This is a genomic window from Arthrobacter sp. ISL-85 (assembly GCF_018613675.1).
Classification (GTDB): domain Bacteria; phylum Actinomycetota; class Actinomycetes; order Actinomycetales; family Micrococcaceae; genus Arthrobacter.
In genome coordinates this window covers 1-23,647 of record NZ_JAGGPQ010000013.1, presented here as the reverse complement: position 1 = coordinate 23,647, position 23,647 = coordinate 1, and the positions used below count along the sequence as shown (strand labels likewise).

Sequence of the window (23,647 nt, the reverse complement as noted above, 5' to 3'; positions counted from 1 at the left end):
CTTTAAGGCGTGCTGCCGGCGTCGGGCGATTCCGGCGCGAGTCTTTTCAGCCCGCCTTTCCGGGGGACCTTCACCGGTTGGGGCCAGCGCGGGGCGAGGGCATCCCCCAACGTGACCCCACGGAGCTTGCGTCCGAAGAGCGGCAGGACCCAGTCGTGGACCCATCGCCGTTGGTGCCGCTCCCACTCGCGCAGGCTAAGCCGGGTGGGTGGTTCCCAGTCCTTGGGCTTGATCTTGTGCGGCACGCCCAACTGGTCCAGCACCTGGCCGGCAAGGTACTTATGGCCGGCCTTGGACATGTGGAGCCGGTCCGAGTCCCACATCCGGCGGTCGTGGAAGGCGTCCAGGCACCAGTAGTCCACCAGCACGGCCCCGTGCTTCTCCGCGATCTCCCGCACCCGCTGGTTGTAGTAGGTGTTGCGCTTCTTCAGCGGCTCGAGCAGGGCTGAAACCTTGACGTCGAACCCGGTGAAGAGGACCACCGTGGCCCCGGTGCCCGCCAACCGGGCCACCAGCTGTTCGTAGTCCGCCATGAGCGCGGGCATGTCGGTTTTCAGGTCCAGGATGTCGTTGCCGCCCGCGTAGAGCGTAACCAGCGTTGGCCGCATCCGCAGCGCCGGTTCCAGCTGCTCGGCGACGATGTGCCGCAGCCGCTTGCTCCTGATGGCCAGGTTGGCGTACCTCCACCCGGGCTGCGCTTTGGCGAGTTTCTCGGCCACCCTGTCGGCCCAGCCCCGCACCCCGTTGGGCAACCGCTCGTCCCGGTCCCCCACCCCTTCGGTAAAAGAGTCCCCGAGGGCAACAAACACCCGCCGCCCGGAGGCAGGAAGCAGGGATTCAGGCACCACCGCCCCAACGTAGCGGGACAAGGAGAAGCGAGAACGACGCCGGGATGAACAGGAGGTGCGCACCCCTCGGCCTTGTCCTTGGACAGAAGGCCATTGGTTTGGCAGGATGGCCTTGCCGGTCCGGGCGGCCAACACACCGGAATGCTGAACAGGAACGGGACAACGGGGAACAATGCGCATGCAGAAGGTCATCCTGACCGTCGCTGCCGTGGAGAGCGGGGCGGCCGCTTTGGCCTGCACCGCGGAGACTGACTGACTCCCCCGTTACCCCTGGCCCGCTCCGGGCCACCCACCCTTCACGAAAGTTTCAGCCATGCAATCAGTCACGCCCCAACAGATCCGTTCATCCTTCGTCAACGCCAGCCGCTCGGAAGCCGCAAAGCTCACGCTGCCCAAGAATTTCGACACCCTGGACTGGGACAACCTGGAGTTCCTGGGCTGGCGCGATGACAAGATGCCGCTGCGCGGCTACCTGGTGGTTCCGGGCGGCAAAGGCCTCACGGGGATCATGCTCCGGGCACCCGACGGCGGAGCCCGGAAGAAGCGCTCAGTGCTGTGCGAGCTCTGCCGCGACGTGTTTTCCAAGGAGGACGTTCTCCTTTGGGTCGCCAAGCGCGCGGGCCAGTCCGGACGCGACGGCAATACCGTGGGCACCTTGATCTGCGCCGACTTCCTGTGCTGCGGCAACGTCCGCAGGGAACCGCCGGTCAATGAGATCAACCCGGACCCCGCCGTGGTGGTGAAACGCCAGATCCAGGGCCTGCAGGACCGCACGGCGCAGTTCCTGGGCCGCGTGCAGTCCAAGTAGCGTGCAGTCCAAGTAGGACGGCGGCCCGGATAGCTGCGGTTACCGCAGGACGATGTCCACCGGATTCGCCTCGGACCGCCAGGCCCCTTCCTCGCCCGGGCGGGGCCGGATGACCGGCGCGGTGAGGACCCCGGAGCGGTTGGTGCGCCGGTCGCGGAGGATTTCCGTGACCGAGCCCAGGTGCCGGGACAGGTCGATCACGTTTTCGGGAGCCGCCAGCAGCAGTTGGAATCCGAATTCGTGCAGCGCCTTGATCCCGGCACCAGCGAACTCCTCCGAGGCGAGAACAAAGGCCTCGTCCATCATTACGGTGCCGTAAGTGGTGAAGCCCTGCTCTGCGATCCCCAGCTGGTAGCTCAGGGCCGCGGCCATGATGAACGCGGTGAACCGCTGGCGCTCCCCACCGGACATGGAGCCGGTATCGGCATGCATGAACACCTCGGTCTTCCTGCCGCCACGTGGACCTGTGACCTCCCGGTGCTCCTTGCACTGGATGAACAGATGCCCGCGCACGTCCAGCACCTCGGCCCGCCAGCGCCGGTCCTCGGGTGCCTGGGAGCCGAGCCTCTTGACCAGGGTTTCCAGGGACTTGTAGCGGGCGGTGAGCTCGCCGTCGTCGTCCCTGTCCGGGGCGGCACCCTCTGGACGGGGGGCCTCCGCCTTCGCCGGCCGGGTGTGGCGGGCCTTCAAGGCGTTCTGGATGGCGTCCTTGAACTGCTTGGCCGTGGGCGGCAGTGTCTGCTTGATGTCCAGCTCCAGGTAGCTGCCTTCGTGGAAGTTCACCTGCGAAAGGATGCCGTTCAGGGGCAGGATGCGGCTGGTGATGGAGCGGCGTTCCTCGTCCAACAGGTGCAGCAGGGTGCTGAACGACTCGTGTGTACGTTGGTTGAAGAACTGCCGGAACTCTGCCTCCTGGGCGGGCAGTCCATCGTTCACGATCGCGTGGTAGCGGGCCTCGAACTCGCTGGCCGCGCCGATGCTGGTGCCGTGGTCCGCCGAGATGGCGCTGCCCCACTCGCGCACGAACCCTTCGAAGATGCGGGTGAGCCGCTCGGCCGTGGCCTGTCCCCGGGATTCCGCGCCGTGCAGTTCGCCCAGCAGGGCGGTCCGGACCCGGTTGGCCAGATTGTCCAGCTCGTGCATCTCCGTGATATCCCCGAAGTCAGCGAAGTAGGGTTCCAGGGCTTTCACGGTGGCGTCCGACGGCGGAGCCTGGGCCAGGCGGTCACGTGCGGCTTCCAGCAGCGTGTCGGCAGCTGTCAGCTGGCGGTCGAGCGCCTTGTACTCGCTTTGCAGCACCGCCGCGGACTCGGTGCTGGACTGATGCTTTTGCCGGACCTCCTCGATGGTGGCGCGCAACGGTTCCAGATCGGCCTGTGCGGCAAGGGCGTCCTTGAGCCGCTGCTCGATCCGGGCGAGCTCGTCGGCAGCCACCGCGGCCGACACCTGTTCCCAGGGGCGGTCGTCTTCCGCGATCCGCCGCAACGCATCGAGCTGCCGGCTCATGCCCTGGTGCGAGTCCTCACGGCTCTGCGCCAGCTCGGCGGCCTTGGCCACTTCCTGCCGGAGGTCCGCCACCTGCCCGGCCACGAGTTCCAGCTTGGCCGCGTTGTCGAAGCCCAGGACGTAGTCCTGCCGGCTGGTGAAGCGGTCGTCCTTTTCCACCGTGTGCCTGTTGCGTTTCACCACGCCGCCCAGGCTGAGGCCCTTGTCCAGAGTGGCCAGCTCGTCCGGGTCCTCCACGCAGGGGTAGGCGAAGTCCAGGGCGATGCGCTCGCGGACCCATTCGCCGGCCTCGGCAGCCGCGCCCGAGGCGAGGATGTCCAGCTTGGTGAGCAGGTCGCCGTCGCGCACGTCCTCCACGGCGAGCGCGCCGCCGGCGAGCGGCTTGGAGACGTCCACTGCGCGGAGGGCACCACGGACGTTGTGGCCGTTGAGGTAGCGGGTCACGGCGCCGAAGTGCTCACCTGGCACCAGCAAAGTGGTGGCCAGGCTTCGGAGCGCGCGTTCGGCAGCGGGGCGCCACCGTTCCTCCCCGTCGGCAAGGTCCATGAGCTCGCCGGCGAAGGGCATCCGGTCCTCGGGGATGCCGGTTGCGGCGGCAATGGCGGCGCGGTTTTCAATGCTCGACGGCGGCAGCAGGGACTTGCGCGTCTTCAGTGAGACAAGTTCCTGCTCAGCCGCGGCCAGTTCGCGTTTCCGGGTGGCGTGCGCGTCAAACGCCTCGAAGCGCAGCTCCTGGAGGGCCTGCGAATCATCCTGCAGCTCAGCCGAGCGGGCCGCCGCCTGCTCGTGGGCCTGCTCCCAGCCGGCGGCGCTCCACTCAAGCTGCAGCCCGGCGTCGGCCAGTGCCTTTTGGGCCGCCTCCTCCACCTGCTGGCGCAGCTTAAGGCCCACCCGGGCGTTCTCCAGCGACTGTTCAATCGCGGAGATCGCGTTCCCGCCCTGGTTGTTGTACTCGGTCTCCAGCTGCCGCAGTTCCTTGGCCAGGCCGTCCCGGACCGTGCGCTCGGCGCCGAGCTCCTTGGCTTTCACCTGTGCCAGCTCGCGGAACCGTGCCAGCGTCTTTTGGTGGACTGTAACGGCAAGCTGCTGCTTGTAGGCCTCGAATTCCCCGCCCACCAGCTCCCGGAGCCCGTTCGCGTCCAGGAGCGACTGCGCGTACTCCTTGTTCATGCCTGGAACGGGCGCCAGCTGGTCGCGCTGCTGCCGGACGTCCTCCAGCCGCTGACGGATGGACATCAAGTTGCTGAACTCCTCCACCACGTCGTCCGCAGCGGCCAGCGTTGCCGGCGCGTCGAGGACCTGGTCGCGGAAGAAGGTGTTGACGCTGCCGCCCAGCCCCTTTCCGGCCTGGATCACGCGCAGCAGGGGCAGCGCCTGGTCCGAGCTGATCCCCAGCAGGCGCCGGAACCGCTCCGCGAACGCCTTGTGGACGTCGAACACCTGCGCGTGCGGGAAGAGCGTCTCCAGCGCACCCTTGGTGAAACGCTTGTCAGCGATGCCCTCCACCGCTTCCAGGTCCAGGGGCACGTTGTCGATCAGGTAGAACCGGCCCACGCTGGACTCGGTGCCGTTCTTCGGCAGGTCGAACAGCGCCGACACCGTCACCCGCGTGCCGGCGGCGTTATCGAACGTCAAGGCGACGGCGGACCACGTGGCACCCGGGCGCTGGAACGCACTCGCCGACCCCTCCCCCACGGCCTTGTCCCCCACCTTGCCGCGCATGTACGTGAACGTGGTCCGCTTGTCCTCCACGGCACCCGAACGTTGCGCCGCCGCCTCATTGGACCGGGGCCGGGCATCGAACACCCGCAGCATCGCATCAAACAGCGTGGACTTGCCCACGCCGGAGTTACCCGTCAGCAGCGTCCCGTTACGGTCCACGTGCATCGTGTGCGCCCCATGGAACGTCCCCCAGTTGACCACCTGCACCAACGCAAGCCGCATCTGCCCGGGGTTGGTGACATCGCCTAACGGAAGCATGCTCGCGATACTCACTTGGCGTCCTCTTCCTTAGCTGTGGTTGCGTACGCCTCCGCGGTGGATGCCGGCCCCGCCCCTTCGCCGCTGGGCTGATCTTCGATCAGCCCAGCGCGCGGCTCCGACAGGCCCGGTGCCACTCCCGGGCCGGCATCCACCGCTCCGGCTTTCGCTACGTCACCAGGGGCGGCATCGGCGTCGTCGTCCTCGGCACCACTGTCCGTGTCCAGGTCCAGCATCGCTTCTGTGCCGGTGGCGTCTGCTGAGGCCGCTACCAGGGCTTCGATGTGGGCGGGGATGTCGCCGATGTTTTCGAATGGCAGGGCCAGGGGCAGGGCGTTGGAGATGGTGTAGACGTCGTCCAGGCCGGTGGGGAGCAGGAGTTGGCGGGCCAGGAGCTTGGTGATGGCGCGGGTGACCACGTCCGAGTCGCGGAGGGCGTCCTGCTGACCGGCGGGCTGGTAGTGCGCCACCAGGTCCGTGATTTCCTCGCGGGTAATGGTGGGATCGGTCTGGGCCGTGACGTGCCGGTCCAGCAACAGGCGCAAGCGGAGCAGCACGATGGTTTCCACGCGGCTGAGGGCGCGCTGTTGGCGCAGGATACTGGAGCGGGTGCTGCCGCCAATCACCTCCGGATCCACGGGACGCAGGACGGCGATCTTCCGCTCATGGTCCAGCTGCAGGGTCAGGAACAGCTCGGAAAGGCGGCTGCGCAGGATCACCTGGTTGTCCAGCAGCACTGTCCACAGCTTCTCGTCCCGGCCGCCGTCGATGTAGGGGCCTTTGAGGAGCTTCACCAGGGCCTGGCGGACCTTCATTGACAGGACCCCGGTGTCGCCGGGGAACAGGGCGGCGCCGTCGACGAAAGTGTCCCGGGGAGAGGTGGTGAACGGGCGCCCGGCCGCCGGCGTCGGCCCGGTTTCAGGCTGGATGTCCTCCGCCTCGTCGAGCCCGTTGACGTGTGTAACCTCAGTCATCTGAATCCTTTGCGAGCGTGACCACCGGCAGGTAGGCCTTGCGGGTGGAGCCGTCTATCTGTTCGAAGTCCAGGCCATCCCAGGCGCCGCGGTCGAAGTCTGCCCCGGCGTGCAGGGCTTCGGACAGGAGGGCGCGGATGGTGTTGATGTGCTGCTCTTCGGGCGGCAGCTGCTGCCAGGCATCGGCAAGGGTTGCGGCTCCTGCCATGGCGGCCCTGACTACCGAGGGTTTGGCCTTGCCGGTCCTCGGCGAGCGCACCCGGTCAGAGTCGGTGAAGGCGATGGGATCGGCCAGGCGGGGCGGCGCAGCGAACTCGTCGGGATCGAAGAGCTTCACCATGGACAGTGACTCGAAGCCGGCGTTGTACAGGACCGGTCCGGGAACCAGGCCGGGGAGTTCACGCTCGTACGGGAGGGACCGGATGGCCTGCTCGGCTTCGCGCAGGACCTGCCGAAGCCGGACCGACTGGCGGAAGTCGTCGCTCTGCACGTAGGTGTTGAGGCTTTCGCTGAGTTTGCCGTAGATGCGCTGGATCTGGCTGTGCTGCTGGCGGAGTTCTGCCACCAGGTTCTTCAGCGTCTCCCGGTCCTCCGGCGAGAGATCGTCCGCGAACTGGCGGCTCAGCACCTCGCCGATGGCCGACCGGAACCGAAGCTGCTGCTGCGGATCCTCCAGGAATGCAGTGAAGGACCGGAACGTCCTGCCTTCGGGGCTTTGGCGGAGCCGCCTGTCGGCCTCCAGGACCTGGGCCATGGTGGCGCCCTTGGTGAGGGACTCCTCGATGATCTGGTTGCGGAGCCCGCCCACCAGTTCTTCGATGCGGTCACGCATTTTTTTGTAGTCCGCCGGAAGGCTTGCGGCCAGGTCCAGGATGTTTCCGGCAGCTTCCACCGCCTCGTCGTCGTCGAGCAGGCCGTCGAACTCCCCGGTGCTGATGTCCTGCATGAGCTGCTGCCGCTCTTCGATTTCCTCCTCGAGGGCTTCCAGGCGGGCGCTCTGGTCCGGGTTGGTCTCGTTGGCAAGCTTCTCGACGTCACCCAGCAGGGTGCCCAGGCGGGAACCGTTCAGGGTGGACCTCTCATTGGAGAGGCTGTCCAGGAAAGCGAGCACGCGGGCTGCGGGCTCGGTTGCCTCATAGACAATCTGGCCTGACTGGTTCCGGCGGGTCAGGAACTGCCGCCGGGTCCATTCGTCACCAAAAGCCTTTCCGTTGGCCCCTCCTCCCAGCCCGGGATCCTGGCGCCGCAGCTCCTCAAGGAAGGTGTCGACGTCGGCGTGGAATTCCTCAAGCGGAACCTGCGGCCGGGTGCGGGTGAAGGAAGCCTGGAGCACCGCAATCACCCAGGGCGCCGAACGCGTCAAAGCCCAGGCAGGCCCCTTGGTGAGGAGTTCGAGGTCCCGGAGCCTGGCGCTGATGGCGTCAGCGGATGACCTGGCGGAGCGGGGCACACACTCTCCTTGGGCTGTTGGCTGTGGACTGTTCCGTGGGGCTGGGCAGGGCGGTCCGAAGTGGCCGGACCGGAAAACTGCCAACTACAAGGTTAACGCAGGCTGCCGCGACCGCTTCGTGACCTACCTGCCGGTAGTGTTTCGATCCCGTATCAACAGGCGCCGGTGCCCGTGCCGGGTCTGGCTGGACGCGCAGCTGTCCCCCTACGCTTCTGCTACTGGTCTTCACCACGCAGTCTTTCGCACAGCAACGTCGCAGCAGGGGGATTCATGCAGTTCGATCTAAGCTCAGTGGAAACAGCCACCTTGGTCTTCATCGGGACACTGGTATTTGGCGCAATTTTGGCCGTGTTCGTCATGACTGCAGGCCTGATTGCCCTGGCAGTACTCGGCGCAGGAAAGCTCACCTGGATGGTGCTGGCCAATACGCTCCTGGCGGTTGTCCACGGCATCAACTCGGGATGGGACAAGCTGGTCCACCGCGCCTCCACCGTGGAGCTCCCCGGCGACTTCCAGGGCCAGCCTTCCCCTAGCACCGGAACCTACCCGCGGGTAATCTTGAGGGACAGCTGAAGGGTTCTCCAACCCGGCGGATCCATGGCTACACCGGCCAATCCGGCCAAGGAGATAACCCATGACCTCCGCAACTGACAGCCAGGCCAAAGACGCCCTGGCGGAAGAATCCCCCGTCCCCGCCGGCAACATCGGCGCCGGGGCTACCGCCGAAGATGCCCGGGCCGTCGCCGAGGCGGCCCGGGAATCCGGCTGGGACCGTCCCAGCTTCGCCAAGGGCCTCTACCTGGGCAGCTTCGACTTGGACCTGGTCCACCCGTGGCCCGCCGCGGATCCCGCCTCGGTGGAGCGGGGCGAGGAGTTCATGTCGCGCCTCACGGAGTTCGCAAGGACCATGTCCGGGCGCGTCATCGAACGGGAAGCAAAGATCCCGGACGACTACATCAAGGGCCTGGCGGACCTGGGCGTCTTCGGCATGAAAATCCCGGAGGAATACGGCGGCCTGGGCCTGTCATTGGTGTACTACGGACGGGCGCTTGCCCTGCTGGGCAGCGTGCACCCCAGCCTGGGCGCCCTTATTTCCGCCCACCAGTCCATCGGCGTGCCGGAGCCGGTCAAGGTCTTTGGCACGCCGGAACAGAAGCGCGAGTACCTGCCGCGCTGTGCCGCCGGCGCCATCACCGCCTTCCTCCTCACCGAGCCGGACGTGGGGAGCGATCCGGCCCGGCTGGGCAGCACGGCAACGCCAACGGACGACGGCGACGCGTACCTTTTGGACGGCGTGAAACTTTGGACCACCAATGGGGTGATCGCCGAGCTCGTGGTGGTGATGGCCGTGGTTCCGGCGCACACCGACGCGGACGGCACGGCGCACAAGGGAGGGATCAGCGCCTTCGTCGTGGAGATGGACTCTCCGGGGATCACGGTGGAGAACCGCAACGCCTTTATGGGCCTGCGTGGCATTGAAAACGGGGTGACCCGCTTTCATCAGGTGCGGGTGCCGGCCGCCAACAGGCTGGGGCGCGAGGGGCAGGGCCTGAAAATCGCGCTCACCACGCTCAACACCGGCCGGCTCGCGCTGCCGGCGCTGTGCGTGGCGTCCGGGCGCTGGAGCCTGAAGATTGCCCGCGAGTGGTCCCAAGCCCGCACCCAGTGGGGCCGGCCGGTAGGCGAACATGAAGCCGTGGGCAAGAAGATTGCCTTCATCGCCGCCTCTGCCTTTGCCCTGGACGCCGTGTTTGAACTGTCCGGGGAACTTGCCGATGCCGGGCAGAAGGACGTCCGCATCGAAGCCGCGCTCGCAAAGCTTTGGGCCACGGAGATCAGCTGCCGGATAGCGGATGAGCTGGTCCAGATCAGGGGCGGACGCGGGTTCGAAACCGCCGATTCGCTGGCGGCGCGCGGGGAACGCGCCGTGCCTGCCGAGCAGCAGCTGCGGGACCTCCGGATCAACCGGATCTTCGAGGGCTCTTCCGAAATCATGCGGCTGCTGATTGCCCGGGAAGCGGTGGACGCGCACCTTGCCGCCGCGGGCGATCTTGCGTCCCTGGACGCGAGCCTGGCCGACAAGGCGAAGGCCGCCGTCGGCGCCTCCGGCTTTTATGCCAAGTGGCTGCCCAAGCTGGTGGCCGGCGCCGGCATGGATCCGCGCTCCTACGGGGAGTTCGGCAGGCTGGCAAAGCACCTCCGGTTCGTGGAACGCTCGTCGCGGCGGCTGGCACGGCAGACCTTCTACGGCATGGGCCGGTGGCAGGCCAAGCTTGAGCGCAAACAGGCGTTCCTGGGCCGCGTAGTGGACATCGGTGCCGAGCTTTTTGCCATGGCCGCATGCTGCTCCCGCGCGGAGATGCTCCTGAAGACGTCCCCGGGGACAGCCGCCGGCGCCTACGAGCTCGCCGATGCGTACTGCGAGCAGGCAAGGGTCCGGGTGGACGAATACTTTGACCAGCTGTGGCGGAACACGGACGACGCCGACCAGGCTCTGACGCGCAAGGTCCTCGCCGGTGACTACACCTGGCTGGAGGCGGGGGTGCTGGACCAGTCAGAAGGCACCGGTCCGTGGATCGCCGATGCCTCGCATGGGCCGTCAACCAGGGAGGACCTGCACCGGAAATACCGGTAAACCCGCAGGTCACAAAATAGTAAGCACGCTTGCTATCGTCCGCGGCGGGTGGTTGAGTTGAGCCATGAGCAGCTCAACGGACCCAGAGAACCTGCCTCCCCGCCGTGCCCGGGAGGATGAAACCACCCGCAACGGAAGCTACCGCGCGGGAGCCGCGGACGACGCCGCCACGCGCTCGATGGACCAGGCACCGGTCCGTTCCGGGGAGCGGGAGCGTGAGCGGGAGCGTGAGCGTGACCGCGACCGCGTTGCGCCTTCGGCGGAGCGGACATACGAACCTGCGCCGACCGCGATGACGCCCGTAGTGGAACCGGTGGCGGACCCAACGCTGGCCAACCGGGAAACAGCGGTGGCACGCCAAAAGGAGCGCTTCGGCGGCATCAAAGTTGGCTCTGCCTTCTTCGGATGGCTGACCGCCACCGGGATGGCCGTCCTGCTGACCGCACTGGTGGCAGCCGCCGGGACCGCCGTGGGCCTTGCCAGCAACACCGACGTCAACCAGGCCGTGAACCAGGCCGCGCAGAACAGCGGCACGGTTGGCCTGGTGGGCATCATTGTCCTGCTGGTGATCCTGTTCCTCTCCTATTACAGCGGCGGCTACGTGGCCGGGCGGATGGCCCGCTTCAACGGCGCCAAGCAGGGGCTCATGGTGTGGATCTGGGCCCTGATCGCCGCCATTGTGGTGGCCATCCTGGGGCTGGTGGCCGGGCAGCAGTTCAATGTCCTGGCCAGCCTGAACAGCTTTCCGCGCATCCCCATCAATGAAGGACAGCTGACCACCACCAGCATCATCGCGGCGATCGTGGTGGCGGCTGTGGCGCTGGTGGGCGCGGTGCTCGGCGGCCTGGCCGGCATGCGGTTCCACCGTAGGGTTGACCGTGCCGGCTTCACGCCGGACAGCGAGTTTTACGACGACGAGGAATAGTCAGGCGAGGATGTCGCCGTCCAGGTAAAGCCACCTGCCTTCTTCCCGGACGAAGCGGCTGTTCTCATGCAGGACGCCGCGCTCCTTGCCGTGGCGGTAGTAGGCCTTGAACTCAACCGTCCCTTTCGTGTCGAAGGGGCCTCCTCCCCTCGTGGCCGCGATGTCCAGGCGGCGCCACTCCATGGCCGGGTCCAGGTCCAGGGCCGCAAGTGCAGTGGATGGGTGGTGGGTGCGCAGCAGATAGTCCCCATCCAACCGGACAAACGCGCTGTAGCGGGACCGCATCAGCTGCTCGGCCGTGGACGCCTCCGCCCGGCCGGAATGGAACCGGCCACAGCATGCTGCATACGGCTCACCGGACAGGCACATGCAGTTCGCAGACGCAATCGATTCGGTCACCCGATGATGCTGTCATATCGGGTAACAGCTTCGCTACAACCTGCTCCCCCACCCTGCCCGTCGGGGCATGGCCGGACAAAAATCCGTAAGGTGGAGACGGAGCTTGCGCCCCCGGCAGAAGAGAGGAGAAGACGTGGAGAACCCGGACACCCTCGTCCTCAATCTGACCTTCCTGGGCACTATGGGTGTGGCTCTCCTGATGTTCCTGGTCCTCTTCCTGCTCGGAGTCATCACCCTGGTCCTTGCGGGCCTGGGGCGCCTTACCGGCGTCGTGCTGATGACCCTGTTCGGGCGCGCTCCCGGCAAACGGGATTCCACCCGTTTCGCCGCCGTGCCCGCCAAGCAGGCCAGTCCCCGCAAGCCTCTCCGGGAACGTGCCGCCGCGCTGAAGCCGGACCGGGTAAAAGAGTCGCTCCGCACCGCCGTCGAACGCCACCCGAAGCTTGCTGCCGCCCGCCCCGAACCTCCGGTCCTCGCTGAGGACTGGGCCTCCGCCGTCGCCGACGCCGATAAGCGTGCCCAGGCCAGGGCGCGGGCAGCCGCGCCGGAAATCAAACTGTCGGTGCGGGATCTCCCGGATCCAGCCGTACCTGCGGACAAGGTCTCCGAGGTAGCTCCGCTGGTGGAGTCGGCCCTGCACAACCACCGGCCGCCGCATGAACTGCCGAGATCATTCAAGAAGCCCCAGCCGCTGCATCCGCTGCCGCCGCTGGAAACCGGGTCCCTCGTTTCCCTGGCCGGCCCGCAGCAGGTGCTCAAGGAGCAGCCCAAGGAGAATGGCTAAGCCCTTACCCTGAGCAACCATCTGGGTTAGCGTGAACACATGGAATTCAGATACCTCGGTAACAGCGGCTTCAAAGTCTCGGAAATCACGTTCGGCAACTGGCTGACACACGGCTCGCAGGTGGAAAACGACGTCGCAACCCAGTGCGTGCGCGCGGCCCTCGACGCCGGCATCAGCACATTCGACACGGCAGACGTCTACGCCAACACGGCCGCGGAAACAGTCCTGGGCCAGGCGCTGAAGGACGAGCGCCGGGAATCCGTCGAAATTTTCACCAAGGTCTTCGGCCCCACCGGCCCCAAGGGCAAGAACGATCTTGGCCTCTCCCGCAAGCACATCATGGAATCCATCAACGGCTCGCTGCGGCGGCTGCAGACGGATTACGTCGACCTTTACCAGGCACACCGCTACGACTTCGAAACACCGCTGGAAGAAACCATGCAGGCGTTCGCGGACATCGTCCGCCAAGGCAAGGCGCTGTACATCGGTGTGAGCGAGTGGACAGCGGAGCAGCTCCGCGAGGGACACAAGCTGTCCAAGGAACTGGGCTTCCAGCTCATCTCCAACCAGCCGCAGTACTCAGTGCTGTGGCGCGTGATCGAGGCCGAGGTGGTCCCGGCGTCCGAAGAGCTGGGCGTGTCCCAAATTGTCTGGTCACCCATGGCCCAGGGCGTCCTCAGTGGCAAGTACCTGCCCGGCCAGCCGGCCCCCGAGGGCAGCCGCGCCACGGATGAAAAGGGCGGTGCCAAGATGATCCAGCGGTGGATGCGCGACGACGTCCTGGCAGGCGTGCAGGAACTGAAGCCGATTGCCCAGGAGGCTGGACTGTCCATGCCGCAGCTGGCCGTTGCGTGGGTGCTGCAGAACCCGAACGTGGCATCCGCCATTGTTGGCGCGTCCCGGCCCGAGCAGATCGCCGACAGCGTGGGCGCGGCTGGCGTGAAGCTGGAGGCGGAGGTCCTCAAGCGGATCGACGACGCCATCGGGGGCCTCGCAGAACGCGACCCCGCGCAGACCAAGTCGCCGGCCACCCGGGAAGCGTAAGTGGCATCCCCGTCGGAACCGACTGACCTGCCGGACCTTGCGGTCACCGGGTCCACCGGAGGCCTTGGCGGAATGGTGGCGCGGCAGCTTGCCGCGTCGGGTTTCGCCCAGCGCCTGCTGGTGCGCGATTCCGGGCGGGCCCCGCAGCTGGATGACGCGCATGCGGTGGTCTGTTCCTACGGGGATGGCGCGGCCTCCCGGCAGGCCCTGGAGGGCGCGAAAGTCCTGTTCATGGTGTCTGCCGCGGAGGCCGAAGACAGGCTGCAGCAGCATTACGCGTTCGTGGATGCGGCTGCGGACGCCGGGGTGGAGCACGTGGTGTACACGTCCTTCTACGGGGCCGCGGCGGATGCCACCTTCACCCTGGCCAGGGACCACTACGCCACCGAGGAGCGGATCAAGGCGTCCGGGATGGCGTACACCTTCCTGCGCGACAACTTCTACCTCGACTTCCTGCCGCTGATGACCGGGGACGATGGCGTGATCCGCGGGCCTGCCGGGGACGGCGTTTTCTCGGGGGTGGCCCGGGAGGACATTGCCCGCTGCGCCCATGCCGTGTTGAGGGATCCTGCCATCCACAAGGGCAAGACCTATAACTTGACCGGCCCGGAGGAACTGAGCATGGCGCAGGCTGCCGGGGTGCTGAGTGCCGGGACCGGGCGGACCGTCAGGTACCAGCCGGAAACCATTGAGGAAGCCTACGCGTCACGGGCCTCTTACGGCGCACCGCAGTGGCAGCTGGACGCGTGGGTCAGCACCTATACGGCCATGGCAGCGGGCGAAATGGCGGGGCTTTCGCCGGACGTCCATGGGCTGACCGGGCAGGATCCCATCAGCCTCGCCGAGTTCCTGACCCGGGCGGTGCTGTAGCTGGTTTAACTTGGTTGACGGGCGGGTGGGCCCGGCGTAGACCTGTGGCGGGGGCGTCCTTAGTCCGCCGAGCAGAATCGCACCGCCATGCAATACAGCAACCAGCAGTCCACCCGGCAGGAGTCGGCGACCGAACAGCTATTGGCGCCGTCTCCCGCCGCGCAGCCTACGTCCGGACCGCTCACCCGGGAGGAGCTGCAGCTCGCCGCCCGCAACCATTCCATGCCGCTGGAGGCGCTCCATCGCGAGGTCACCCCGCCAGGCCTTCACTACGTCCTGGCGCACTTCGACATTCCTGACCTGGACGCCTCTCCCTGGCACCTGCGGATCGGCGGTGCGGTGGAGCGAGCCCTGGAACTGAGCATGGCGGCGCTTCGCAGGGACCCGGCCATCACAATTCCCGTTACCCTCGAGTGCGCAGGCAACGGCAGGTCACTCCTGGAGCCACGGCCGCCCAGCCAGCCCTGGGTCCTTGAGGCCGTAGGCACGGCGCATTGGACCGGGGTGCCGCTGGCGTATCTCCTGGGCAAGGCTGGTGTTCTGCCGGACGCGGTGGAGGTGGTCTTCACCGGGGCCGATGCCGGAGTGCAGGGCGGCGTCCCCCAGCAGTACGCGCGGAGCCTGCCGATCCGCGAGGCGCTGCGTCCCGACGTCGTCCTTGCCTACAAAATGAACGGCGCCGACCTGCCGCCTCAGCACGGCTATCCGCTGCGGCTGGTAGTCCCGGCCTGGTACGGGATGGCCAGTGTGAAGTGGCTGGAGTCCATTGAGGTGGTGAAGGGGCCCTTCGCCGGGTTCCAGCAGGCCGTCGCCTACCGCTATCAGGGTTCCGCGGACGACGCCGGCAGCCCGGTTTCGCGGATCAGGGTGCGTTCGCTGATGGTTCCGCCGGGGGTCCCCGACTTCTTCACCCGGGAGCGTTTCCTGCCCGCGGGCCCGGTGATGCTGGAAGGCAGGGCATGGTCCGGGGAAGGCGCCGTGACCGCCGTGGAGGTGGGGATTGACGGCACGTGGCTGCCTGCCCATCTGGACAAGCCCCTCGGCGGCTATGCGTGGCGGAGGTGGAGTCTGCCCTGGGTGGCCAGCACCGGCGGGCACGTCCTGGCCTGCCGCGCCACGGACATCACGGGCGCTACCCAGCCCCTGGAGCAGAACTGGAACTACCAGGGGATGGGCAACAACGTGGTGCAGCGGGTGAGCGTGAGTGTGGAGTGAAGTTGCAGGCCCCGGGGCTATACTCGGTGCCAATCATGACCAGTCTCCCCGCCTCCCCCGCCAGCGTCCGGATCGATGCCTGGCTGTGGGCCGTCCGTGCCTATAAGACCCGGTCCGCCGCCACTGCTGCCTGCCGCGCAGGGCACGTCCGGCTTAACGGCAGCCCGTCCAAGGCGTCGGCCTCCCTGGTCACCGGCGATACGGTCACCGTCCGCATGCCCGGGTACGAGCGCGTCCTCGAGGTGCGGCGGCTGATTGCCAAGCGCGTGGGTGCTGAAGCCGCGTCTCACTGTTTTACCGACCACACTCCCCCGCGGCCCGTTCTTCCGGCGCTTGGATTGCCGCAACGGGACCGGGGCGCCGGCCGGCCCACCAAGAAGGACCGCCGCGAGATGGATCGATTGCGGGGGCCTGCCTGACAGGCACTCGGGCGTCAGGTGCCGGCCTTGGTGCGGGCCTTGGTGCGTGCCTGCACGAGGTTGGCGAACGGCAAGCGACCGAACTCCTCCACGAAAGCTGCGTGGTAAACGGCTTCTGCCTCGTTCAGTTGCTCCGCCGGAAGTTCTTTCCACGCAATGGCCAGTGATCCGGCGTCGGAAAGCTGCCATATTGGCCGCCCGTCCCAGTGCCCCGGCGGCTTTCCTTGCCCGAAGTCCACAAACTCCTGGATCTGGCGCCGGAGCCCCCGGTTACCTTTGCTTCCAGGCCCTGCCTTTCCCACGTAGAGAACGACGGCGGCGTCCACCCATTCGGCGGCCAGCGCGGCTGCGGTGAGGGACGGGTCCTTCTTCTTGAAAACCCCAGCGGTGCTTTTCGGGAGAAAGCGCGGCTGGAAACCGTCCGGAGCCACGATCGCGAAGAGACCGGTTCCCTGCGGAATCCGCATGGCCTCCAGGTCCCGGACAAGCCGGAAGCCGGCGAAGCCTTCGGCCTTCAGGCCCTTCCTGGTGAACTGCATAATCCATTGAACAGCATGTCCTTGGACCGCGCGGTTTTGGGGCGGCGGCAGTAGTACAGAGGACGGTTGAATGTGCCGAACTAACCCTTGTTGAGGCACCCCTGATCATGCAGTTCTCAGGAACGGCGGCTATCCTTGGCGCGTGCCACCCCTTGAGATCCTTCTTTCCTCCTGGCAGATTGACTGGGCCGCCGCGACTTTCGTCGTCGTGGCAGGTGTCCTGTACGCGCTGGGAATCCGATCCGCCACACGGGGTGGAAACCGATGGCCGGCCTGGCGCGCTGCCGCGTTCTACGTCCTGGGCCTGGGCTCGTTCGTGGTCCTGACCTGCGGCTTCACCGGCGTATACAGCCCCCACCAACGGTGGGCTTTCACCATCAAGATTTCGCTGCTGCTTTTCGTTGTCCCGCTGCTCATCGGCCTGGGCAAACCCTTGACCCTCGCGCGGGCAGCATTGGCGCCCGGGGGGACAGCAGCTTTGGATGCAGTCCTGTCCAGCCGGCCGGTGCGGTTCGTCAGCAATTCATTCGGCGCACCTCTGCTGGGCTTGGCGCTCTTCTCCACTTTCCTCACCCCGGCCTTCTTCACGCTACGGACTGATCCCATAGCGGGCGCGGTCCTTACCATTGCAGTGCCGTTGCTCGGCATGCTGATGGCACTGCCCATCATTGAAGAGTCCGACTTCCAGCGGTCCAGCGCATACCTGACCCTTGAATTCATGTTCGTGTTCATCGAATTGCTGATCGACGCGGTCCCCGGCATCCTGCTGAGCCTCAACGGCCAGGTCCTCGACCACGTGATGTCCGTTCCCAATCCCCAGTGGTGGTTCCGGGACGCTCTCCAGGACCAACAGTTCGCGGGCAATTTGCTGTGGTTCATCTGCGAGGTGTTGGACCTGCCGTTGATCATCCTCATGTTCATCCGCTTCTCCCGCAGCGACAAGAGGGAAGCCGGCGCCTTCGATGAGCTGACCGATGAGCAACTCGACGAACTCCAAAACCAGCACCTGCGCGGGCGGCACTAATTGGCAGGCGTCCCCGGCGGGGTGTCTGGAAGGGTAACGCGAAATCCAATGTGCCCACCCCTCCGGGGGAAGCGTAGAGTGACATAGGACGCCTGATTCTGGACGCCTCGCTGCCAAGGGAGAAATCGTGACGATTGATTGGGACGAAAAAAAGGCCCTGCTACAGGAACCGAATATCGCGAAGGTAACCCAGCTTTGCGACGAACTGATGGAAAAGAAGCCCGGTTCCACCGTCCCCTATATCGACCCAGTCCACGACGAAGATGAGTGCAGGATCATCAGCCTCCAGGCCAGCCCCGGCAAGGGGACCGAGTCCGGATTTGTCTCCCACAACAACGACGACGAAGCGGCCCGCCGCGCCACCCAGATCTACGAGCTCGCTGAACTGGACCCCCGCTACGTCATGCCCTGGAATGCCTACCCCTGGGTACGCGAAAGTGGCAGCCCGTCAGCGCTGAGTGTCCAGGAAAAGACCGACGGTCTCCGCCCCTTCCGCCAGTTCCTCAAAATCAACTCACGTGTTTCGGCGATCATCGCCCACGGTACCGACGCGTCCACGTTCCTGACCCTGTTCGAGAAGACCTATCACTCATCGCTGAAGAACGCCGGCATCAAAATTTACAAGGCCTCCGCCCTTGGCGGCAGGGCCTTCGCGGTTTCGGAGGCCAAGCAGGAAGAGCTCCTGGCCAAGAGCGTGGACACTTACCGTGACGCGATGCAGCGGGCAGGCATCCAGCACCTCTAGCGGAACGGTTTCACAGGTTTCTTTCAGCAGCGCAGGCGCATACTCGTAGGTACCCTGACCGGCAAAAGAACCAGGCTGAACCTTGACGTTCCACACCAACCGTTCCCCCGAAGCAGCATCCCCAACGGAGGCCGCGGCCGTTCGAATGGCCTCCCTCCCCCAGCTTAGGCATTGGATCGCCGCGCCGCTCACCGCGGCTGTCCTGATTGTGGCCGCCGGCCTGGCCCTGCGGTTCATCCCCGCCCTGACCTCGGCGGACATGTCCGTAGATGCCGAGCTGAGCCATGACCATACCGCGCCCCTGACGGGCGCGGCCATGATCATCAACGTGGTGTTCAGCCCTGCGGGAGGCGTGCTGATGATCGCCGCCCTGTGCCTCTACCTGTTGTTGGTGCGCCGCAGCCCCGTCAACGCGGTCGCGACAGGACTGGTGGCTGCCGGCGGCTGGGTGAGCAGCGAACTGTTCAAGATCCTGGTGGCGCGGCACCGCCCCGACTCCACCGCACTGTTCAACCCCCTGATCCCCGAACCCGGCACGGACAGCTTCCCCAGCGGCCACGTCGCCCTGGCCTCCGCACTGGCCATCGCCGTCTTCCTTCTGGCCCGCGGCACCAGGTGCCAGCGGCCCGCGGCCATTCTCGGCGTCGTCGTGGCGGTTGTGGTCGCATTCTCGCGCGTCTACCTCGGCGTGCACTACCCAACGGATGTCACGGCGTCGTTCCTCACCGCAGCCACCGGCGCGGCGTTCCTGACCGGCGCGTGGAACCGGTTCGGCCTGGCACTGCTGGGCCGGATACCGTTCCTGGCCAAATTCGGCCCCATCCCGGCTCCACAGGCCTGAGCTGCCGCCATGACGGGCTTCATTGACGGCCTCCTGAACGTCAGCCCGCTCGTGGCGTACATCGCCGTCTTCTGCCTGGTGTTTGCCGAGGACGCCCTGTTTGTCGGCTTCGTGATCCCCGGTGAAACCGCCGCCGTCCTGGGCGGAGTGGTGGCCAGCCGGGGAGAAGTTCAGCTGGGCGTCATGATGGCCCTCGTGGTGGGCGCCGCGATCATTGGCGACACCGTTGGCTACGAGGTGGGAAAGCACCTGGGCAGCCGCATCGTGAAGACCAGGGCACTTGCCCGCCACGCTTCGAAGCTGGAGAACGCCCAGGACCTCCTGCGCCGCAGGGGAGGTTCGGCAGTGTTCCTGGGCCGCTTCACCGCCTTCTTCCGCGCCGTCATGCCCGCCCTGGCGGGTACGTCCCGCATGCCCTACGGGAGGTTCTTTGCCTACAACGCTGCCGGGGGCCTGGTCTGGGGCATCGGCTTCGTGCTGCTGGGTTTCCTCGCCGGAAACTCCTACGAGGCCACCGCCAAGGCGGTGGGACAGGAGCTCGCCATCGTGATCGCCGCAGTGGCAGTGGCGGCACTCATCGCCTGGCACTTCCGCTCCCGGCGGCGTCAGCAGCATCGGCGCGCGGCCAACCGGCGGCAGGACAGGGCCCCGAATTCATAGGAAGAGTTTGACAGCGACTGTGACCAGTGCCATATTTAAGGCGTGAACCTGTCAGACAGCCGGACAGCAGGACAGCCTGCATTCCGTCCCCTCGCGCGGTTGAGCGCCGCCGAGGCGGTGTTCAACGCCATCCGCGGGGACATCGAGTCGGGCAGCTTCCCGGTGGGGAGCAAGCTCAGCTCGGAGGCAACCCTCGCGCAGCAGTACGGGGTGAGCCGCTCGGTGATCCGGGAAGCCCTCCGCTCCTGCACCGCCCTGGGCCTGACGGTCACCCGGACAGGCAAGGGTACCTTTGTCATTGCCAGCAAGGTGGCCAATGACCTCACCCTTGGGCAGTACTCCGCCCGCGACCTTACCGAAGCCCGCCCGCACATCGAAATTCCCGCCGCCGGGCTGGCCGCAGAGCGGCGGACGGACGAGGAACTGGACACCCTCCGCCACATCATGGGCGCCATGGCCACCGAAACGGACCCCGAATCCTGGGTGGCCCTTGATTCCAGCTTCCACGCCGCCATCGCCCGCGCCAGCGGCAACAAGGTGTTCGCGAGCGTCGTGGCTGACATCCGGGACGCGCTGGCGCACCAGTCCGAGACGCTGAATATGGTGGCGGACCGCCAGCACGCTTCCGATCTTGAGCACCAGCAGATCCTTTCCGCCATCGAGACCGGCTCTGCGGAAAAGGCCCGCATCGCCATGGCCCACCACCTCGAAGCCGTGGGCGCAGCCCTGGACTCCATCCTCAACAGCTAGCAAGATCCAACCAACCCTTCCAAGGACCCCATGCCATCCCCCGTGTTTTCCGCTGCCCACACCGCTGCCCCGGCCGGCCTGACCCTGCCGCAGCACGCCCCACTGGTCGCCGCCATCCGTGACGGCCTGGTGGAGAGTGTCCACTACGGCTCAGCGGTTGCCCTTGCGGCTGACGGTTCAATGGCGGCATCTGCAGGGGACCCCCTGGCACCGTTCTACCCGCGGTCCGCGCTCAAGCCCCTCCAGGCAGTGGCAATGGTCCGGGCAGGACTTGAACTTCCCGCAGATCTCCTGGCGCTGGCCGCCGCAAGCCACTCGGGCGCCGCAGCGCACCGGGATGGCGCGCTCCGCATCCTCGAACTGCACGGACTCGCCGCCGGCGACCTCGAAAACAGCAAGGACCTCCCCTACGGCCCCGCCGAGCGCGAGGACTGGCTTCGCAACGGCGGCAGCCCCACGCAGATCACCCAGAACTGCTCGGGAAAACACGCTGCCATGGTGGCCACTTGCGTGATCAACGGTTGGCCCGTGCGGGGCTACCTGGCTCCCTCCCACCCGCTGCAGCAGCTCGTGGCGCAAACGGTCATCGAGCTGACCGGCGAGGAGCCGGCCGCGGTGAGCACGGATGGCTGCGGCACCCCCTTGTTCGCCCTCACACTGAGCGGCATGGCCCGCGCTTTTGGCCGCATCGCCCAGGCGGCCGCGGACGACGACGGCGGGCCGGGTTCCGGAGGCGCGGAAGCCGCCGTCGGGCTCGCCATGCAGCAGCACCCCCAGATGGTGGCCGGCGAGGGCCGTGACGTCACCGAACTGATGCGCCTGCTGCCCGGCGCCGTGGCCAAGGACGGCTTCGAGGGCGTGCAACTGGTGGGCCTCGCCGACGGCGGGGCTGTGGCCGTCAAGATTTCCGATGGCGGCGACCGCGCCCGGATGCCCGCCACCGTCCGCCTGCTGGATGCGCTGGATGTGGACACCGAGCCGCTCGCCGGCATCGCCACCTCCCCGGTGCTGGGCGGCGGCCACGAGGTGGGCCGGCTGCTGGCCACCGACTTTTTGAACCAACTGTCCGCACCCGTCAACGAAGCCCTGTAAGGACACCATGACTACCATCGAAACCGCCGTACCCGCACAGGTCCGGTCCGAACACGACCTGCTCGGCGACCGGGACATCCCCGCGCACGCCTACTGGGGGGTGCATACGCTCCGCGCCGTGGAGAACTTCCCCATCACCGGGCAGAAGCTGTCCTCCAACCTGCACCTGGTCCGCGGCCTTGCCGCCGTAAAACTGGCGGCCGCCCGCACCAACCGTGAGCTCGGCCTGCTGGACGCCGAACGCGCCGAGGCCATCGAACAGGCATGCCTGGACGTCCTGGCCGGACGGCTTGCCGACCAATTCGTGGTGGACGTTGTCCAGGGCGGCGCCGGGACGTCGTCGAACATGAACGCCAACGAGGTAATCGCCAACCGGGCGCTGGAAATCCTGGGACACCCCAAGGGCGACTATGCGCGGCTGCACCCGAACGACCACGTCAACCTCAGCCAGTCCACCAACGACGTGTACCCCACGGCCGTGAAACTGGGCACCATCTTCGCCGCCCGGGAACTGCTGGCAGCACTCGAAGAACTCGAGGATGCCTGCGCTGCCAAGGCCATGGAATTCCGCACCGTGGTAAAAATGGGCCGCACCCAGCTGCAGGACGCAGTGCCCATGACCTTGGGCCAGGAGTTCGGCAGCTACGCCGTGACCATCGGCGAGGACCGCCTGCGCCTGGCGGAGGCCGAGCTGCTGATCCACGAGATCAACCTCGGCGCCACCGCCATCGGCACCGGCCTGAACGCCCCGGCCGGCTACGCCGAAACAGCCTGCCGGCACCTTGCGGAGATCACCGGGCTGCCTCTGGTCACCGCGGTCGACCTCATCGAAGCCACGCAGGATGTGGGCGCCTTCGTGCACCTGTCCGGCGTCCTCAAGCGCGTGGCGGTCAAACTGTCCAAGATCTGCAACGACCTGCGGCTGCTCTCCTCCGGCCCCCGCGCCGGCTTTGGTGAAATCAACCTGCCGGCTGTGCAGTCCGGGTCCTCCATCATGCCCGGCAAGATCAACCCGGTCATCCCGGAAGTGGTCTCCCAAGTGGCCTATGAGGTGATCGGCAACGACGTCACCATCACCATGGCCGCCGAAGCGGGGCAGCTGCAGCTCAACGCCTTCGAACCGATCATTGTCCACAGCCTCCACAAGAGCATCTCCCACCTGGAGGCAGCCTGCCGCACCCTTACGGCCCGCTGCATCCGCGGAATCACCGCCAACACCGAACACCTGCGCCGTACCGTGGAGCAATCCATCGGCCTGGTCACCGCATTGAATCCCCACCTGGGCTATGCCACCGCCACTGCCATCGCGCAGGAAGCACTTGCTACCGGCAAGGGCGTGGCCGAACTGGTCCTCGAACACGGGCTCCTCACCGATGCCCAACTCCAGGAACTCCTGAGCCCCGAACGCCTCGCGAACCTCAGCAAGTAGTCCCCATCCGTCCCCCAACACCCCGTTTGTAAGGACACCCCCCATGACAAATACCCCCATTCCTGACCACTTGATTGATGGTGGTCATGCGCATGCGTCCGAGACCTCCCTGCACGCGGAGGACAAGGGCTACCACAAGAACCTCAAGCCCCGGCAGATCCAGATGATCGCGATCGGCGGTGCGATCGGCACCGGCCTGTTCCTCGGCGCCGGCGGCCGGCTCAACGCCGCCGGCCCGTCCCTGGTCATCGCCTACGCCGTGTGCGGGTTCTTCGCGTTCCTGATCCTGCGCGCCCTGGGCGAACTGGTCCTGCACCGGCCCTCCTCGGGCTCCTTCGTCTCCTACGCCCGCGAATTCTTCGGCGAAAAAGCCGCGTTCGTCTCGGGCTGGTTCTACTGGATCAACTGGGCCACCACCACCATCGTGGACATCACCGCCGCCGCCCTCTACATGCACTTCTTCGGCAACTACATCCCCTGGATGGCCGACGTCCCGCAGTGGGCCTGGGCCCTGACCGCCCTCATCGTCGTCCTGGCCCTGAACCTGGTCTCCGTGAAAGTCTTCGGCGAAATGGAATTCTGGTTCGCCCTGATCAAGGTCGCCGCCCTCGTCGCGTTCCTCATCATCGGCACCTACTTCGTCATCTTCGGCACCCCCGTCCACGGCCAGCAGGTCGGCATCAGCCTTCTCTCGGACAACGGCGGGATCT

The 23,647-nt window shown here is 66.6% G+C and carries 23 protein-coding genes; 17 read left to right on the top strand and 6 right to left on the bottom strand.

Annotation, left to right across the window (positions count from 1 at the left end; all coding sequences use genetic code 11):
* Nucleotides 1-2 precede the first annotated feature (2 nt).
* Nucleotides 3-848: an SGNH/GDSL hydrolase family protein gene (locus J7I84_RS10555; RefSeq protein ID WP_214944272.1), complete on the bottom strand. Its 846-nt coding sequence runs from the start codon at nucleotides 846-848 to the stop codon at nucleotides 3-5.
* A gap of 313 nt (nucleotides 849-1,161) precedes the next feature.
* On the opposite strand from J7I84_RS10555, the gene J7I84_RS10550 reads away from it, so the two are divergent.
* Entirely contained in the window at nucleotides 1,162-1,656 is a 495-nt protein-coding gene (locus J7I84_RS10550; RefSeq protein WP_214944270.1) for an FBP domain-containing protein, read from the top strand.
* Between the two features lie 39 nt (nucleotides 1,657-1,695).
* Here J7I84_RS10550 and J7I84_RS10545 read toward each other — a convergent pair whose 3' ends face one another.
* Genes J7I84_RS10545 through J7I84_RS10535 form a run of 3 tightly spaced genes read right to left on the bottom strand, consistent with a single transcriptional unit; the run spans nucleotide 1,696 to nucleotide 7,566 of the window.
* Nucleotides 1,696-5,157, bottom strand: coding sequence for an ATP-binding protein (locus J7I84_RS10545; RefSeq protein ID WP_214944268.1), 3,462 nt, complete (start codon nucleotides 5,155-5,157; stop codon nucleotides 1,696-1,698).
* Nucleotides 5,154-6,116, bottom strand: coding sequence for a DUF4194 domain-containing protein (locus J7I84_RS10540; RefSeq protein ID WP_251046454.1), 963 nt, complete (start codon nucleotides 6,114-6,116; stop codon nucleotides 5,154-5,156). Before J7I84_RS10540 ends, J7I84_RS10545 begins: the two co-directional genes overlap by 4 nt.
* The gene (locus J7I84_RS10535) at nucleotides 6,109-7,566 is read right to left on the bottom strand and encodes a DUF3375 family protein (RefSeq protein WP_214944267.1); all 1,458 of its coding nucleotides are present in this window, start codon (nucleotides 7,564-7,566) and stop codon (nucleotides 6,109-6,111) included. Before J7I84_RS10535 ends, J7I84_RS10540 begins: the two co-directional genes overlap by 8 nt.
* A 270-nt stretch (nucleotides 7,567-7,836) precedes the next feature.
* Here J7I84_RS10535 and J7I84_RS10530 point away from each other — a divergent pair, with 270 nt between their 5' ends.
* The 3 genes from J7I84_RS10530 (at nucleotide 7,837) to J7I84_RS10520 (ending at nucleotide 11,126) form a co-directional block, all read left to right on the top strand.
* Nucleotides 7,837-8,139 carry a hypothetical protein gene (locus tag J7I84_RS10530; protein ID WP_214944265.1) on the top strand — a complete coding sequence of 101 codons (303 nt, stop codon included), beginning with the start codon at nucleotides 7,837-7,839 and terminating at the stop codon, nucleotides 8,137-8,139.
* Nucleotides 8,140-8,200: 61 nt separating this feature from the next.
* Nucleotides 8,201-10,201: an acyl-CoA dehydrogenase family protein gene (locus J7I84_RS10525; RefSeq protein WP_214944263.1), complete on the top strand. Its 2,001-nt coding sequence runs from the start codon at nucleotides 8,201-8,203 to the stop codon at nucleotides 10,199-10,201.
* 64 nt (nucleotides 10,202-10,265) lie between these two features.
* Nucleotides 10,266-11,126 carry a TIGR04086 family membrane protein gene (locus J7I84_RS10520; RefSeq protein WP_214944261.1) on the top strand — a complete coding sequence of 287 codons (861 nt, stop codon included), beginning with the start codon at nucleotides 10,266-10,268 and terminating at the stop codon, nucleotides 11,124-11,126.
* Here the strand turns inward: J7I84_RS10520 and J7I84_RS10515 are convergent, their stop codons facing one another.
* Entirely contained in the window at nucleotides 11,127-11,495 is a 369-nt protein-coding gene (locus J7I84_RS10515; protein ID WP_214944286.1) for a YchJ family protein, read from the bottom strand. It lies immediately after the preceding gene.
* A 163-nt stretch (nucleotides 11,496-11,658) separates the two neighbouring features.
* On the opposite strand from J7I84_RS10515, the gene J7I84_RS10510 reads away from it, so the two are divergent.
* From J7I84_RS10510 to J7I84_RS10490, 5 genes are all read left to right on the top strand, one after another.
* Nucleotides 11,659-12,309, top strand: coding sequence for a hypothetical protein (locus J7I84_RS10510; protein ID WP_214944259.1), 651 nt, complete (start codon nucleotides 11,659-11,661; stop codon nucleotides 12,307-12,309).
* 39 nt (nucleotides 12,310-12,348) lie between these two features.
* Nucleotides 12,349-13,353 (top strand): aldo/keto reductase family protein, encoded by a 1,005-nt coding sequence (locus J7I84_RS10505; RefSeq protein WP_214944257.1) that lies wholly within the window; start codon nucleotides 12,349-12,351, stop codon nucleotides 13,351-13,353.
* Entirely contained in the window at nucleotides 13,354-14,223 is an 870-nt protein-coding gene (locus J7I84_RS10500; RefSeq protein ID WP_214944255.1) for an SDR family oxidoreductase, read from the top strand.
* 87 nt (nucleotides 14,224-14,310) lie between these two features.
* On the top strand, nucleotides 14,311-15,438 hold the full coding sequence (locus tag J7I84_RS10495; RefSeq protein ID WP_214944253.1) for a sulfite oxidase: 1,128 nt from the start codon (nucleotides 14,311-14,313) through the stop codon (nucleotides 15,436-15,438).
* Nucleotides 15,439-15,473: 35 nt separating this feature from the next.
* Nucleotides 15,474-15,857 (top strand): RNA-binding S4 domain-containing protein, encoded by a 384-nt coding sequence (locus J7I84_RS10490; RefSeq protein ID WP_214944251.1) that lies wholly within the window; start codon nucleotides 15,474-15,476, stop codon nucleotides 15,855-15,857.
* Between the two features lie 14 nt (nucleotides 15,858-15,871).
* Here J7I84_RS10490 and J7I84_RS10485 read toward each other — a convergent pair whose 3' ends face one another.
* Nucleotides 15,872-16,396, bottom strand: coding sequence for a hypothetical protein (locus J7I84_RS10485; RefSeq protein WP_214944249.1), 525 nt, complete (start codon nucleotides 16,394-16,396; stop codon nucleotides 15,872-15,874).
* Between the two features lie 142 nt (nucleotides 16,397-16,538).
* Here J7I84_RS10485 and J7I84_RS10480 point away from each other — a divergent pair, with 142 nt between their 5' ends.
* The 8 genes from J7I84_RS10480 to J7I84_RS10445 form a co-directional block, all read left to right on the top strand.
* The gene (locus J7I84_RS10480; RefSeq protein WP_214944247.1) at nucleotides 16,539-17,420 is read left to right on the top strand and encodes a cytochrome c oxidase assembly protein; all 882 of its coding nucleotides are present in this window, start codon (nucleotides 16,539-16,541) and stop codon (nucleotides 17,418-17,420) included.
* 127 nt (nucleotides 17,421-17,547) lie between these two features.
* Nucleotides 17,548-18,165 carry a uracil-DNA glycosylase gene (locus J7I84_RS10475; RefSeq protein WP_056332119.1) on the top strand — a complete coding sequence of 206 codons (618 nt, stop codon included), beginning with the start codon at nucleotides 17,548-17,550 and terminating at the stop codon, nucleotides 18,163-18,165.
* An 82-nt stretch (nucleotides 18,166-18,247) separates the two neighbouring features.
* Entirely contained in the window at nucleotides 18,248-19,006 is a 759-nt protein-coding gene (locus J7I84_RS10470; RefSeq protein ID WP_251046451.1) for a phosphatase PAP2 family protein, read from the top strand.
* Between the two features lie 9 nt (nucleotides 19,007-19,015).
* Nucleotides 19,016-19,666, top strand: a complete 651-nt coding sequence (locus J7I84_RS10465; protein WP_214944245.1) for a DedA family protein — start codon at nucleotides 19,016-19,018, stop codon at nucleotides 19,664-19,666.
* A gap of 42 nt (nucleotides 19,667-19,708) precedes the next feature.
* On the top strand, nucleotides 19,709-20,416 hold the full coding sequence (locus J7I84_RS10460) for a FadR/GntR family transcriptional regulator (protein WP_214944244.1): 708 nt from the start codon (nucleotides 19,709-19,711) through the stop codon (nucleotides 20,414-20,416).
* A 30-nt stretch (nucleotides 20,417-20,446) separates the two neighbouring features.
* Nucleotides 20,447-21,508 carry an asparaginase gene (locus tag J7I84_RS10455; protein WP_214944242.1) on the top strand — a complete coding sequence of 354 codons (1,062 nt, stop codon included), beginning with the start codon at nucleotides 20,447-20,449 and terminating at the stop codon, nucleotides 21,506-21,508.
* Between the two features lie 7 nt (nucleotides 21,509-21,515).
* Nucleotides 21,516-22,937, top strand: a complete 1,422-nt coding sequence (locus J7I84_RS10450) for an aspartate ammonia-lyase (protein ID WP_214944236.1) — start codon at nucleotides 21,516-21,518, stop codon at nucleotides 22,935-22,937.
* Nucleotides 22,938-22,980: 43 nt separating this feature from the next.
* Nucleotides 22,981-23,647, top strand: a 667-nt coding sequence (locus J7I84_RS10445) for an amino acid permease (RefSeq protein ID WP_214944234.1), incomplete at its 3' end; no start/stop codon positions are given.